The 13,457-nt window shown below is 66.9% G+C and carries 12 protein-coding genes; 4 read left to right on the top strand and 8 right to left on the bottom strand.

The features are described 5' to 3' along the window. Positions 1-125 precede the first annotated feature (125 nt). The 3 genes from PQI66_RS04820 to PQI66_RS04810 form a co-directional block, all read right to left on the bottom strand. A complete protein-coding gene (locus PQI66_RS04820) occupies positions 126-1,466 on the bottom strand; it encodes a sodium/glutamate symporter (protein WP_339996441.1) in 1,341 nt (446 codons plus the stop codon). Positions 1,467-1,576: 110 nt separating this feature from the next. Beyond that, positions 1,577-2,506, bottom strand: coding sequence for a hypothetical protein (locus PQI66_RS04815; RefSeq protein WP_339996440.1), 930 nt, complete (start codon positions 2,504-2,506; stop codon positions 1,577-1,579). A 12-nt stretch (positions 2,507-2,518) separates the two neighbouring features. Then, the gene (locus tag PQI66_RS04810; RefSeq protein ID WP_339996438.1) at positions 2,519-3,940 is read right to left on the bottom strand and encodes an amino acid permease; all 1,422 of its coding nucleotides are present in this window, start codon (positions 3,938-3,940) and stop codon (positions 2,519-2,521) included. A gap of 36 nt (positions 3,941-3,976) precedes the next feature. Between PQI66_RS04810 and mmuM the strand changes: the two genes are divergently transcribed. Next, on the top strand, positions 3,977-4,891 hold the full coding sequence (gene mmuM / locus PQI66_RS04805) for a homocysteine S-methyltransferase (RefSeq protein WP_339996437.1): 915 nt from the start codon (positions 3,977-3,979) through the stop codon (positions 4,889-4,891). A 72-nt stretch (positions 4,892-4,963) separates the two neighbouring features. Here mmuM and PQI66_RS04800 read toward each other — a convergent pair whose 3' ends face one another. From PQI66_RS04800 to PQI66_RS04780, 5 genes are read right to left on the bottom strand one after another with little or no spacing between them, the layout of a single operon-like run. Continuing rightward, on the bottom strand, positions 4,964-5,962 hold the full coding sequence (locus PQI66_RS04800) for a 5-oxoprolinase subunit C family protein (RefSeq protein ID WP_339996435.1): 999 nt from the start codon (positions 5,960-5,962) through the stop codon (positions 4,964-4,966). Next, positions 5,946-6,836, bottom strand: coding sequence for a 5-oxoprolinase subunit B family protein (locus tag PQI66_RS04795; protein ID WP_339996433.1), 891 nt, complete (start codon positions 6,834-6,836; stop codon positions 5,946-5,948). The genes PQI66_RS04800 and PQI66_RS04795 overlap by 17 nt, the downstream gene beginning before the upstream one ends. Then, a complete protein-coding gene (locus PQI66_RS04790) occupies positions 6,833-8,188 on the bottom strand; it encodes an acetyl-CoA carboxylase biotin carboxylase subunit (RefSeq protein ID WP_339996431.1) in 1,356 nt (451 codons plus the stop codon). Before PQI66_RS04790 ends, PQI66_RS04795 begins: the two co-directional genes overlap by 4 nt. A gap of 9 nt (positions 8,189-8,197) precedes the next feature. Then, complete coding sequence (locus PQI66_RS04785; protein ID WP_339996430.1) at positions 8,198-8,437, bottom strand: acetyl-CoA carboxylase; 240 nt, start codon at positions 8,435-8,437, stop codon at positions 8,198-8,200. Between the two features lie 28 nt (positions 8,438-8,465). After that, positions 8,466-9,188: a 5-oxoprolinase subunit PxpA gene (locus PQI66_RS04780; protein ID WP_339996429.1), complete on the bottom strand. Its 723-nt coding sequence runs from the start codon at positions 9,186-9,188 to the stop codon at positions 8,466-8,468. A 133-nt stretch (positions 9,189-9,321) separates the two neighbouring features. Between PQI66_RS04780 and PQI66_RS04775 the strand changes: the two genes are divergently transcribed. The 3 genes from PQI66_RS04775 (at position 9,322) to PQI66_RS04765 (ending at position 13,454) form a co-directional block, all read left to right on the top strand. Continuing rightward, positions 9,322-10,776 (top strand): PucR family transcriptional regulator, encoded by a 1,455-nt coding sequence (locus PQI66_RS04775; protein WP_339996427.1) that lies wholly within the window; start codon positions 9,322-9,324, stop codon positions 10,774-10,776. Between the two features lie 134 nt (positions 10,777-10,910). Continuing rightward, positions 10,911-12,356: a GntP family permease gene (locus tag PQI66_RS04770; protein ID WP_339996425.1), complete on the top strand. Its 1,446-nt coding sequence runs from the start codon at positions 10,911-10,913 to the stop codon at positions 12,354-12,356. Between the two features lie 18 nt (positions 12,357-12,374). Beyond that, positions 12,375-13,454 (top strand): Gfo/Idh/MocA family protein, encoded by a 1,080-nt coding sequence (locus PQI66_RS04765; RefSeq protein WP_339996424.1) that lies wholly within the window; start codon positions 12,375-12,377, stop codon positions 13,452-13,454. Positions 13,455-13,457: the final 3 nt, after the last annotated feature.

The raw sequence follows: 13,457 nt of genomic DNA, 5'->3' as shown, positions 1-13,457 counted from the left end.
CTTTGTTGGTGTTGTGTGTAGCGGCTTTCGTCGCCTGGATCAACTCGGTTCGGCTTTGCCGACGCCGAACTTTTCGGGCAGGTTGTCGAGCCGGTCGTCCGCGCGGACCGGGCGACGTGTCGTTCCTACTTCTCCGCCGCGTCCTCCCGGTGCTGGGGGAGCCACCGGAACACCCACGGCGCGGCGAGAATGGCCAGTGCCAGGACCAGTGCGGCGGCGCCCAGTCCCATCGTCCAGCCGGCGATGACGGCGATCGGCGCGATGATCGTCATGCCGATCTCGAACGGGGCGAAGCCCACGTAGGCCACGCCGTACTCGTTCATCGTGCCGGACTTCATCTTCGGGTCGACGATCTTCAGCAGAGCGATACCGGTGGCGACCGCGGCGGTCGCCCAGCCCCAGCCGAAGAGTCCCCGTTCCACCCAGTGCGCCCCGAAGAAGCGCGGTGCCAGGACGCAGCAGAAGAATACGCAGAACACCACCCCCAGGACGAACAGGACCACCAGGGGGACCCAGTAGTCGGCGAGCGCGGCCGGCACGATCGAGGCGATGCCGAAGGCGATCAGGTAGTCGGTGGACGCCCCGGAGATGGAGGAGACGGTGTCCTTGTCGAGGTAGTGTGGCGCGTGGGCGGCACGAAGGATCAACTGTCCGATGATGCCGACGACGAAGGACATCGCGAACAACGGGACGGAGACATCGGGGAAGACCTCGCTGATGCCCTGGTTGACGACGTAGGCGACCATCACCGTCAGCGCCAGCACGCCCAGGTGCAGGGCCAACGGTTCGATGGACGACGGGTTCGTGGTCGCCCGACCGATGGCCGGACGGTCACTGGCCTTGTCGATGAACCCGGAGCGCAGCTCCCACGGCAGTGTCGCCGGCAGTTCGGTGGTCTTGCTCCTGCGGATTCCCCAGTTCGCGAAGATGATCCCGCCGACGATCGCCGCGAGGGTGCCCACCGTGGCGGAGGTGAATCCCAGCGAACTGGCCGCAACAGCACCCGAGGCCTCCAGGGACGACCCCACGGCGGCGGCGGTGCCGAATCCGCCGACGAAGCCGACCGGGAGCATCATGCCGAACCAGTCCTCGGTTCCCCACACGGGGTGGAACAGGACGGCGCCGAGCAGGATGAACACACCCCATTGGGCGAGGAACATGCCTGTGGAGAACGACCACATCGTCTTCGCCCCGCGACGTACCGACCGGTCGAAGCGCATGGAGTACGGCATGGCGGCGAAGACGAGTGCGATCAGCAGGGTCGTGTAGTCACCCATGGCATCGGAGAGTCCGATGAGCCCCAGGACCTGCGGGCCCAGGAGGAGTCCCAGCAGACCGGCGGTGATGGGGCTGGGCAGCAGCAACGACCGGAACACCGGGACATGGCGTCGTAGGACGTTGCCGACGACGAGGAGCAGGGATATCCAGCCCACGTCAGTCAACAGGGTGAACGGGGTGTACTCCACATGGCCTCCCAGGGGTCGACGAGTCCTGACGGCGCCAGGAACTACGCCATCCTAGGGGACGCCATAGGGTCCGCCGACATCGGCCTCCTGAGGCCGTCGCCGGACGTGCGTCACCCCGGTGTCCCGACACATCTCCCGCACACCTGCCCCGTCTGTGCCGGCACGACACGACGGGCCAACCGGATCAGCGGGGTCGGCGGCGGTGACCACGGTCCGGGGTCGGTGGCGGGCCAGGCGTAGCTCGGGACGCCGTCGGTGAGCAGGTCGGTCAGGCGGGGCTGCCGGAGTTCCGCTGCGGACCAGGAGTAGAGGTCCTGCAGTCGCGGAATGATCATCCCGACGTCCAGCAGCCGTCCCACCCCGTGTTCGGCGGCGGTGTAGGTCTCGAGGGGTCCACGCAGGGGATACCGGTCGGGGAGTACCCTGGACAGGGACAGGAAGATTCCGGTCATGCCCAATCCCGGGTCACCGAGCAGCGGGGACAGGCGGTGGCACCAGCCGAGTGCCATACGCGGGGATGCGACGAGGGCGTGCGCGTAGAGGACGCGGACCAGGACGAGGTTGATGAAGAACCGTTCCGCCCGTGTCTCGGCGGCGGCGGTGTCGGCGTGCCGGAGATAGGCGGCCACGACGGAGGCGTTGTGGGCGCGGTACCAGGTACGGGCGGACGGCGACCGGATGAACTCCACGCCGAATCCGACCTGTGGGTCCGACGGCTCGCCGGCAGCCCCCGACGCGAGGGCGCGGGCTTCGGCGATGTCCCGGAGCAGCGACTCGTTGACGGCACGCCACCAGGGGCTTCCGCTGCCGGGGGCGAGGAGTCCCCGGCGGATCTGCCAGTCCATGAACGCCAGTGCCGCCCGACGGTAGCGGAACCGGGACGGCGAGGAGGTCAGAGTCGTCAGCATCGGGAGGGCCGGGTCGTCCTCGTGCAGGGACATCATCAGGGAGCGGCGCCCGGCCGGGTCGTCCCGCACGGCGTCGACCAGCTGCAGTGCCTGGGCGGAAGCTGCTGTCGGCGCCTGCATCCGGGAGGACATCCGTTCACGCTATCAGTCAGATGTGCTTCCGGGACGGAATACGCCGGAACCGTGCCGCCACCGGTAGTAGGCCAGACAGGCGAGGGTGAACGGCACACCGAAGTACAGTGACGCACGTTGCGACGGGTCGAACCCGACGCCGACCAGGGAGACCACGAGCAGGACGAGGGCCGCGCCGGGCACCCAGGGAAACAGGGGGGAATGGTAGGCCAGATCGGCGACCTGTCCTCCCGCGGCGGTGAAGCGGCGCCGGAAGGCGATCTGTGAGGCGGCGATGGCGATCCACACCGCGACCACCGCGAAGCCGGCCACCGACACCAGGGCGATGAACAGACTGCCCGGGGCCACCACGCTGGACAGCAGCGAGGCCAGGCCACCGAGCATCGACACGCACAGCGCCAGCATCGGGATGCCCCGCGACGTCGTCCGCGCCAGTGCCTTCGGCGCCTGGCCCTCGGCGGCCAGGGAATGCAACATGCGGGTGCAGGAGAACAACCCGGAGTTGCCGGCGGAGAGCAGGGCGGTGATGATCACGAAGTTCATGACGTCCGCCATGCCCGGCAACCCCACGACATCGAAGACGGTGACGAAGGGGCTCTCGTCCAGGCCGGCGGCGGAGTAGGGGATGATCGCGGCGATGACCGCGATCGCGCCGATGAAGAAGATGGTCAACCGGAGCACCGCGGTACGGATCGCCCGGGGGATCGTCTTCTCCGGGTCCTTCGTCTCCCCGGCGGCGACGCCGATCAGCTCGGTACCGGAGAAGGCGTAGAAGACCGCCAGCGTGGTGATCAGGATGCCGCCGATCCCGGTGGGCAGGAGGCCGTCCGGGGTGTCGAAGTTGCCGAGGCCGATCGCACCGTCGTCCGTCAGGGGGTTGATGCCGACGATGGACGCCGCCCCGACCACGATCAGCGCGACGACGGCGACGACCTTGACCAGGGACAGCCAGAACTCCGACTCGCCGAAGACCCGCGAGGAGATCGCGTTGAGCGTGAACAGCACGGTGGCGAACACCACGCACCACACCCATACCGGGATGTCGGGGAACCACCGCTGCATCAGGATGCCGATGGCGGTGAACTCGCTGCCCAGCGCCACGGCCCAGCACAACCAGTACAGCCATGCCGTGGTGAACCCCCAGGCCGGGCCGAGGTTGCGGGTGGCGTACACGTGGAAACCACCGGACACGGGGTAGACCACGGCCAACTCCCCGAGGCAGGTCATCACCAGCCAGGCGACCAGGGCGCCGATGCCGTAGGCGATCACCGCGCCGAGGGGCCCGGCCTGGTCGATGGTGTAGCCGGAGGAGACGAACAGTCCGGAGCCGATCACCCCGCCCAGTGCGATCATCACCAGGTGGCGGGAGGCCATGGTGCGTTGCAGCGAGGAGTTCGCCGGAGGCACGGGGTCGTCTGTCATGGCGGACGTCATGGCAGACACTGTACGGGCAGGTCTACAGTGGGCCGGATGACAGACCCCGTTCTTCCCCGCCTCGTCCTCGACGGTGGCCTCGGCACCCGGTTGGCCGACCGCGGCAACGACATCACCGGTTCCCTCTGGTCGGCGCAGATCCTGCGCGAGGATCCGGACGAGGTCGTCGCCGCCCACCGCGACTTCTTCGCCGCCGGTGCCGACGTCGCGACGACGTGCTCCTACGAGGTGACGGCGGACGGACTCCTGGCCGCCGGTGTGGCGGCCTCCGAGGTCGACGACCTGACGGAGTCGCTGCTGCGCCGGAGTGTGCGCTCGGCGGTCGACGCCGCACAGCAGGCTGGGGTGGACGCGGTCATCGCCGCGTCGGTCGGCCCCTACGGCGCCGGACCGGGGCAGGGCACGGAGTACGACGGTGACTACGGGCTGACCACCGCCGAGTTGGCGGCGTGGCACCGTCGACGTATCGATGTCCTCGCGGACACGGAGGCCGACGTCCTGCTCGCCGAGACCGTCCCGTCGATCCGTGAGGTCGAGGCACTGGCCGGGGAGCTGGACCGCGCCGGGGTTCCGGCGCTGCTGAGCGTCACCGTGGTTCCCGGTAGCCGCGGACTGTTGAGCGACGGGACGGACCTGCGGGAGGTCGCGGCGATCGCCGCGGCGTCGTCGGCGATCCGTGCGGTCGGGGTGAACTGCGGATCAGTGGGTGACGTGCTCGCCGGGGTCCGTCGGCTGGCGGAATGCACGGACCTGCCGTTGCTCGCCTACCCGAACAGCGGCGAGCGGTGGGACCACGTGAACCGGGTCTGGGTTCCCCGCGAGACAGCCGGGCCGGGCCTGATCGACTCCGTCACCGACTTCCTCGACGCCGGTGTCCACCTGCTCGGCGGGTGCTGCCGGGTGACTCCGCGGGAGATCACCGCGGTGCGGGACCGGGTGCTCGCCTACTGACGCGCCGGTTCCTGTGCGTCGATCTCGGCGGCACGCTCGGCATGGCGCCGGGGTTTCACCTCGGATGACACATCATCGACCGCTCAGCCCCTTCAGCTGTTCCAGGCGTTCGGAATAGTCTCTCCGTGCGGCGAGTGCCTCCTCCATCGTCACCTCGATGAACCGGGTCGTGGTGCCGGGTGTCGCACGGGCGACAAGATCCATGTCTGCGCTGATGACGGTGCCGATCATGGCGTAGCCCCCTCCCGAGACCGCATCCCGGTGCAGGATGATGGGTTGTGTGCCACCGGGGATCTGGATCGAGCCCACGGCATACCCGGCGTCGACGATGTTCGACGGATCGGCGCCGGCGCCGAAGGGTTGAGGCGAATCGCGCCACTCCACACCGGGACCGCTGTAGCGCAGCCCGGCACGGTCCGCCACCGGAGTCAACGTCCACTCACCGGACAGGAGATGCTCCCGTCCTTTCTCCGTCAGTTTGTGGTCGTAGAGGCCCATGAGGATCCGGACGTTTTGTGACTTGCTGAACTCCGGTCGGAGCTCCTCGGGAATTTCCGGGACACCGGCGTGTGTGGGTGCAGGTCCGAGCGGGAGGACATCGCCTGCCTCGAGTTTCCGGCCGTCGACGCCGCCCAATGTGCCGGGAATGTAGGTCGACCGCGACCCCAGGACCACGGGGACGTCGACACCGCCTTCCGCCGCCACGTAGAACCGCGCCCCGGCCTCGATGAGCCCGAACGTGACCGTTGCACCGGCGGGAACGGGGACACGGGACCACATCTCGACGGGCTCGTCGTCCACCATCGTCGCCACCGGAGCCCCGGTCACGGCGATCACGGTGTCACGGGAGAACTGGAGGGAGGGGCCCATGTAGGTGCATTCCAGCACCGCATCCTGCTCGTCGTTACCGACGAGCGCGTTGGCGGACCGCGACGACCAGGCGTCGAGGGCACCGCCCTGGGGGATCCCCAGGTGGTAGTAGCCGAATCTGCCCAGGTCCTGAACCGTCGTCAGGAGCCCGGGGGAGATGACGGTGATCGTTGCGGTGGTGTCGTCAGTTTCCGTCGACATTGAGTGCCTCCACGAGTTCAGTGTTGTAGACCGCACCGTCGGTCAGGGCGCGTTCCATGTCGAAGTCAACCGGGACCCGCCGGTACCGGAAGGTCCCCGACTCAACCTCCTGCTGTATCTGCCGGTACTCGGCCTCGTCGACCGGGCGGAACTTCACGATGTCTCCCGGGCGGAAGAGGATCATCCCGTCCTCCTGCTCCGTCCCCTGGAGCTCCGGGTGGTAGATGGGGGCGGCGGCGATACCGAACATCTGATAGCCGCCGGCACCACGGACGGAGTAGATCACCGCGAAGCAACCGCCGTGCCCCACTGTCAGGGGTGCGGTGTCGGTGCGTGGGGAGAGGTACTTCGGGACTTCGAGCTGGTGCTCCCTGTCGACGAGCTGGTACATGAAGGGGAGACCGGCGACGAAGCCGACCATCGACACGATCCAGGGCGACTCGTGGTGCGCCCGGATGAACGCGGACGCGTCCTCGAGACCGTTCACCGTGGCTGCATAGTCCAGGTCGTTTCCGGACGGGTCCTGGTGGTAGCCGTCCCTGAAGCGGGAGACGACTTCGGCCGTGACCGGGTCGTCGTACCAGACCGGTACCTCGATGATCCTCGTCGGTACGACGGAGTGTGAGGAGTCGGTGACGTCGTCTTCGATGGAACGAACGGCGTCTTCGAGGTCTCCGGGGGTGATGACCTCGGGGTTGAACCTGACCAGCAGCGAGGCGTTGGCCGGACAGATTTCGATGACACCGTCGAGGCGACGTTCCTGGAGTTCACGGGCGATCAGGGTGACGGTGAAGTTCGCCGCGAGACTCATCTCGTCCGACACCTCGACGAACAGGAACTCGTCACCGCCGTAGGTGTAGCGTGCGCCTGTCATGACAGAGCCTCCAGGATTTCCGGGTGTTCCTCGACGAATGTCGAGAAGTGGGCGACCTCGCGAAGTTCAGGGGTCGTTGCCAGCGCCGCGAGGAGGGCACGGGTGGTCGACACTCCTTCGATGCGGAGCTCGGACAGCGCAGTCTGAAGTGAGGCGAGTGCCGCCTCTCTGGTGTCTGCGTGGACGATGATCTTCGCGATCATGGAGTCGTAGAAGGGGAGGACGACCGATCCTTCCTCGAATCCGGTGTCGATCCGTACCGATCCGCTGCTTGGCCAGGTCACCGAGGTCAAAGTCCCCGGGGACGGCATGAAGTTGTTCGAGGGGTCCTCGGCGTTGATGCGGACCTCGAACGCGTGGCCGGTGAAACTCACGTCATCCTGCGCGAGGGACAGGCCCCGGCCCTCGGCCACCCTGATCTGTTCGGCGACGATGTCGGTGCCGGTCACCATCTCGGTGACGGGGTGCTCGACCTGGATGCGCGTGTTCATTTCGATGAACGACGCCTCGTGGCGGACCGGATCGTAGAGGAACTCGACGGTACCGGCACCGGAGTAGCCGCAGTTTCGGGCGAGCTGCACCGAAGATTCACGGATTGTCGCCCGGACATCGTCGGGAAGGTCGGGGGCGGGTGCCTCTTCCAGCAGTTTCTGGTGGCGTCGCTGCATGGTGCAGTCCCGGTCACCGAGGTGGATCACGGTGTCGCCGTCGCCGATGATCTGGACTTCCACGTGTCGTGCCTTCTCGATGAACCTCTCGAGGTAGACGGCGGGATCGCCGAATGCTGCACCTGCCTCAGCCTGGGCGACGTCGATGGTGGAGAGCAGCTCATCGGGGGAGGTGACCAGACGGATGCCTCGGCCCCCTCCTCCGGAGGACGCCTTGACGACCAGTGGGTAGCCGACCGTCTCCGCGATGGCCAGGGCATCGTCGTCTTCCCGGAGTGCGCCGTTGCTGCCGGGCAGGGTCGGAACGCCTGCCTCCTGTGCTGCGCGGCGGGCCTCGGACTTGTTTCCCATCAGGTCGATGGTCTCGGGCGACGGGCCGACCCAGGTCACACCCGATGACTGCACCGCGCGCGCAAACTCCGCGTTCTCGGACAGGAACCCGAACCCCGGGTGGACGGCGTCCGCTCCCGAGCGTCTGACCGCGTCCATGACCGCGTCGACGTTGATGTAGGAACTGGTGACGGGCGGGGGGCCGATGGTGATGGTGGTGTCGGCGAGGCGGGCAGCCACGGAGTCCACGTCAGCCTCGCTGGCGGTGAGGACCGTCTCAATCCCTGCCTCCTTTGCGGAGCGAATGATCCGGACGGCGATTTCGCCGCGGTTGGCGATCAGAAGCTTCTTCATGTCCCTGCCCTACTCTTCATCGATGACGGCGATGACGTCACCGGGGTTGACCATGCCTTCGTTGTCGACGCGGAACTCCCGGACCACCCCGGCGACATCGGACTTGATTTCGTTGAACTGCTTCATGATCTCGATGACACCGACTGTCTGGCCGACACTGACCGTGTCGCCGACCTCGACGAGGTTGGGCTTGTCCGGGGCAGGTTTGCGGTAGAAGACACCGGGGAACGGGGACGTGATCTCTGACATGGGGGCCTCTCTGGGGATACAGGTGGGATTACGATGATGTGATGGCGGACCGGACGGCGCGGACGACGTCAACGGCGTTGGCAGGGTCGGAATGTACGCACACGCTGTCGAAGGTGACCTGAAGGTCGGTGCCGTCGACCGACTGGATGACGCCCCGCGTGAGTCCGGAGCGGATTCTCGCGGCTGCCTCGTCCGGGACCGCAGGCGCCGGTGCACGTTCGATGATCAGGGTGCCGTCCGCGTCGTAGTTGAGGTCGACATACACCTCCGCGATGAACGGGACGCCGAACTCCTCGCACACGGTCTTGTGTGCGGTGTTCGCGAGTCCGAGGACGGGGACACCGTAGTCAGCCGCCACTCTCGCCACGCCACGCATCAGGTCCGGGTCGCGACCGACCATGCCGTAGAGGGCTCCGTGGGGTTTGATGTGGTTGAGGGGGACGCCATGGCCGGTGAGAAAGCCGCTGAGCGCCCCGACCTGGTACCGGACGATGTTCTCCACCTCGTGAGGGGAGAGCACCATTGCCCGGCGTCCGAAACCGGCGAGGTCGGGCAGCCCGGGGTGCGCTCCCACTGCGACGTCGTGTTCTTTGGCCAGTGCCACTGTACGGTCCATGATCTGCGGGTCCGACGCGTGGAAGCCGCAGGCCACGTTGGCGAGGTCAATGACCTCCATCAGATTGTCGTCGTTGCCGAATGCGTGCAGACCGAGACCTTCGCCGAGATCTGCGTTGATTGTGGTTGTACTCACATTTCCTCCTTCGTCATGGACATTAGTTCCGGGAAACGACGCGTAGAATATCGAAAGTGCACTATCTTGTGGCCAGATTTTGCGCAGTATGCACAGGGAAGAGCGGCCTCGACGACCCTAGGAGCATTGATTCGTGCTGATTGTTGACCTGATCGCTGACCCGTCCCTGAATCTGGAGCTCGCCACCCCGTCGTCGGACGACGAGCTTCACCGTCCCGTCCGGACCGTGGTGACCGCGGAACAGCTGGACCCCACCGCGTACCTTGAACCGGACACTTTGCTGTTGACCACGGGTATGGCGATGAACTTCGAGGACGGGCGTATCTGGGAGGCGTACGTGGAGCGACTTGTCACGGCCCGTGTCCCTGCCCTGGCTTTCGGCATCGGGCAACCTCACGCGCGGGTACCGGAGGGTTTGATCGCCGCAGCGCGGTCGTTCGGCCTTCCTATCCTCACCGTCGCCGCCGATATGCCGTTTCTTCATCTCCAGCACAGCGTGAACCAGGCTATCGCCGGTGAGCGCTACTGGGAGTCACGGCAGGCCTGGGATATCGCCACAGCCTGTACCCGCAGTGCCTCGAGGAATGAGGGGGTCGACCGGCTGGTCGAGTTGATCGGGCAGAAGGCGGGTACCACGGTGACGGTCTATGACGAGACGGGCTTCGTCGTTGCAGGTGGACGTGGTGAGAAAGTGCCCGACGGAGGGGCTGGCCAGCTCAGTATTCCCCTGTCGATCAGTGGTGAGACGACGTGGACGCTGGTCGTTCCCGCCGAGGCAGGACGGGAGATGAGGGTGCTCCTGACGCCCGCCGCGGCAATCCTCGGTATGGCACTGACCCGTCAGTTCGAGGAACTCGGCTCGGCGGGGGTTACCCGGACAGCTGAGATGATTCAGCATCCCGATGCCGACCTCATGCCGTTCGTCGTTTCGGAGCTGCTAGAAGCCGGTGTTGACCCGACGCGGGGAACGCGCGGGGTACGGATAGCGTCCCGGTCGGGAATTCGGCGCAGCGTGCTGGCGCATCGGGTGGAGTCCGCGCTGTCGTCGGGTGAGAGGTCGGCGTTGCTGGTGACGGTGGGGGGATTCCTGCTGATGGTCTTGCCGGATGACGGGAGAGGAGAGGTGTGGCCGACTCCGGAGGCCCTGGCGCCGTGCGTAGATCCCGCTGCCGGGGACTCGGTGCTCGTGGGGCCGAGGTGCGAGACTCCGGAGGATCTTGTTCTGTCGCTCCGTATCCAGGTGGGGCGCGAGACAACACCTGGGGTGGCAATCCAGGGTGTACCTGACCTGGGTGATGTCGTTGGGCTCCTGCCTGAGGTCTTCCGGTCGGCCCTGGTCACTGCCGTGCTGGGGCCTCTTCTCGATTCGTCTGACCGCCGGCGGGCCTTTGCGACTCTCGAGGCACTCCTGTACGCCGATACGCAGACCAGGGCGGCGGAGGTGATGGGGGTCCACCGCAATACGCTGCTGGCGAATCGTCGTCGGGTTGAACGGAAGCTCGGGGTGGATCTCACCGACTCCGGGGACCGCGCATTGTGCGTGACGGCGTTGCGTCTGTTGTGGCCGTCCGGCACTGAGCGTGTCTGACCTGAGCTGCTGGAGGGGTGCCTTCGTGTCCTCCCGGCGCGCCGGAAGATATCGAGGGTAGTGGTGCAGTAGACGCTTATGGTGGAGGTGTAACCTCTGTCTCCATGTATGATTCACCAACTTATCTGGTTGGGGTGCTTGCTGTATCGATCATCCTGCTGATCTTCCTGATCAACTGGCGGACGAAACTGCACCCCTTCCTCGCCTTGACCGTGGTCTCGTTCTTCGCCGCCGTCGCGGCCGGTCTGCCGTTGGCGGACATCCCGGAGACACTCATTGACGGAGCCGGGGGGACCCTGGGGGAGACCGGTCTCGTTGTCTTCCTCGGCGCCATGCTCGGTCGCCTCCTCGCCGACTCCGGTGCCGTCGGACGCATCGCCGACCTCGTCGTCGAGCACAGCTCCCCGCGGACCGCGCCGTGGGTGATGACCGGGGTCGCCTTCCTCATCGGCATCCCGATGTTCTTCGAGGTCGGCCTGGTCGTCCTGATGCCGGTGATCTACGGGGTGGCCCTGCGTCTCGACGTCGCCGCCGGACGCCCGAAGATGTGGTACCTGAAGATCCTCATCCCCGCCATCGCCGCACTGAGCTGCCTGCACGGCATGCTGCCGCCGCACCCGGGGCCGACCATCGCCGTCAACGGCCTGGACGCGAACATCGGACTGACGATCGGTCTGGGCCTGCTGTGCGCCGTGCCTGCGGTGGTGCTCTCCGGTCCGGTCTACGGACATTTCATCGCCCCGCGTATCTCCCTGGAGCCGGAGGACAAGCTGGTGCGGCAGTACACCGGCACGACCCCGGCCGAACTCGAGGCCGAGTCGGCGGCGGCCACCGGAACCGGTGACACCGGCGGAACGGGCGGACCGTCCCCGGCCGGGGACGCGCACCGCGGTGCGGAATCCGGCAACGTCCTGCGTTCCGTGCCGACCTGGCTGGCCTTCGTGTGTGTCCTGGTTCCGGTCGTCCTCATGCTCTTCGAGACCGTGGTGGACCTCGTCGCGCCGGACTCCTCGCTGAAGACCCCTGCGGCCCTGCTCGGTGAGCCGGTCATCGCGATGTTCGTCGGCGTCCTGTTCGCCGCGGTCGTCCTGTCCTTCTCCGCGAAGATGAGCGGTGCCGACGTGAAGAAGTCCTTCGGCAGCTCGCTGGGGTCGGTCGCCGGTGTGGCACTGATCATCGCCGGTGGCGGCATGTTCAACGAGGTGCTCAAGACGTCCGACATCAACGACGCCATCGTCGACGTGGTCTCGGGCATCGACATGAACCTCATCCTGCTCGGCTGGCTGATCGGCCTGATCCTGTCGTTCTGCACCGGGTCGGCGACCGTCGGCATCGTCAGCGCCACCGGCATCCTCGCCCCACTGGTCGCCGGTATGCCGCCGGCGTACGTGTCCCTGGTGGTCATCGCCATCGGTTCCGGCTCGGTGGGGCTGAACTGGGTCAACCACGCCGGGTTCTGGTTCGTCAAGGAGTCCTTCGGTATGACGCTCGGCCAGGCCACGAAGACCCACATGACCGTCCAGACGCTCGTCTCCGTGTTCGGCCTGCTGATGGCGCTGCTGATCTCGGTGTTCGTGTAGTTCGTGTAGAAGGGGGACATGACTACTGAACGAGTCGCACCGATCCGTACCGTCGTCGTGGGTTTCGGTCTGTCCGGCCGCATCTTCCACGCCCCCTTCATCGCCGCCGACCCGGGATTCGAACTCAGCGCGGTGGTGACCACCGATGAGCAGCGGCGAGCCCAGGCCCGGCAGGAGTATCCGGGCATCGAGCTCCTCGGTTCCGCGGACGAGGTGTGGTCCCGTGCCGACGAGTTCGACCTCGTCGTCATCGGCACCCCCGGAGCCAGCCACGCCCCGCTGGCCACCGCCGCACTCGAGGCCGGCCTGCACGTCCTCATCGACAAGCCGTTCGTTCTCACCGCGGGGGAGGGGCGGGACCTCATCGCTCGGGCGGAACAGGCGGGGCGCTGCCTCACCGTCTTCCAGAACCGACGGTGGGACGGGGACTTCCGGACCGTGCGTTCGCTCGTCGACGCCGGTGAACTGGGGGAGGTGCGCCGTTTCGAGTCGCGCTTCGAGAAGTGGCAGCCCGTGCCGCGGGAGTCCTGGAAGACCACGGGCACGGCGGCGGACGGCGCGGGGGTGCTCTACGACCTCGGGTCGCACGTGATCGACCAGGCGGTCCAGCTCTTCGGGCCGGTGGCCTCGGCGGACGGCGAGTTCGACATGCACGTCGAGATTGACCGGCGCCGCGGCAGCACGGAATCGGAGGATGACGTCTTCCTCGCCCTGCGGCACGCCTCGGGGGTCTACTCGCATCTGTGGATGAGCGCGGTGCGCCCTGCCCCGGGGCCGCGGTTCCAGGTCCTCGGCTCGAGGGCCGGGTACACCAGCTGGGGTATCGACGGTCAGGAACAGGCGCTGAAGGACGGTCTGCGCCCGGGGGACCCCGGTTTCGGTGTGACCCCGCCGGAGCGCTGGGGTGTGGTGAGTGCCGGTGACGAGTCCCGGCAGGTGGAGACCCTGCGCGGCGACTACGCCGATTTCTACCGGGAACTCGGTGCGGCGGTCCGCGGCGAGCGTCCTGTGCCGGTTGATCCGGCCGATGCCGTCGGGGTCCTCGAGATCATAGAGCAGGCTTTTGCGAAGGCGGCACTGAAACCGCATTCAGGCTAAGCT

The organism is Corynebacterium sp. USCH3 (assembly GCF_037619475.1).
GTDB lineage: Bacteria > Actinomycetota > Actinomycetes > Mycobacteriales > Mycobacteriaceae > Corynebacterium.
The sequence above is the reverse complement of the archived record's forward strand: the minus strand, read 5'-3'. Positions and strand labels throughout refer to the sequence as shown.

Bases quoted from the DNA above. Each gene is read 5' to 3' on its own strand.
- PQI66_RS04815 (WP_339996440.1), bottom strand. From the start codon at position 2,506: ATGTCCTCCCGGATGCAGGCGCCGACAGCAGCTTCCGCCCAGGCACTG.
- PQI66_RS04795 (WP_339996433.1), bottom strand. From the start codon at position 6,836: ATGACAGGCGCACGCTACACCTACGGCGGTGACGAGTTCCTGTTCGTC.
- mmuM (WP_339996437.1), top strand. From the start codon at position 3,977: ATGACAGACCCCGTTCTTCCCCGCCTCGTCCTCGACGGTGGCCTCGGC.
- PQI66_RS04810 (WP_339996438.1), bottom strand. From the start codon at position 3,940: ATGACGTCCGCCATGACAGACGACCCCGTGCCTCCGGCGAACTCCTCG.
- PQI66_RS04800 (WP_339996435.1), bottom strand. From the start codon at position 5,962: ATGTCGACGGAAACTGACGACACCACCGCAACGATCACCGTCATCTCC.
- PQI66_RS04785 (WP_339996430.1), bottom strand. From the start codon at position 8,437: ATGTCAGAGATCACGTCCCCGTTCCCCGGTGTCTTCTACCGCAAACCT.
- PQI66_RS04765 (WP_339996424.1), top strand. From the start codon at position 12,375: ATGACTACTGAACGAGTCGCACCGATCCGTACCGTCGTCGTGGGTTTC.
- PQI66_RS04790 (WP_339996431.1), bottom strand. From the start codon at position 8,188: ATGAAGAAGCTTCTGATCGCCAACCGCGGCGAAATCGCCGTCCGGATC.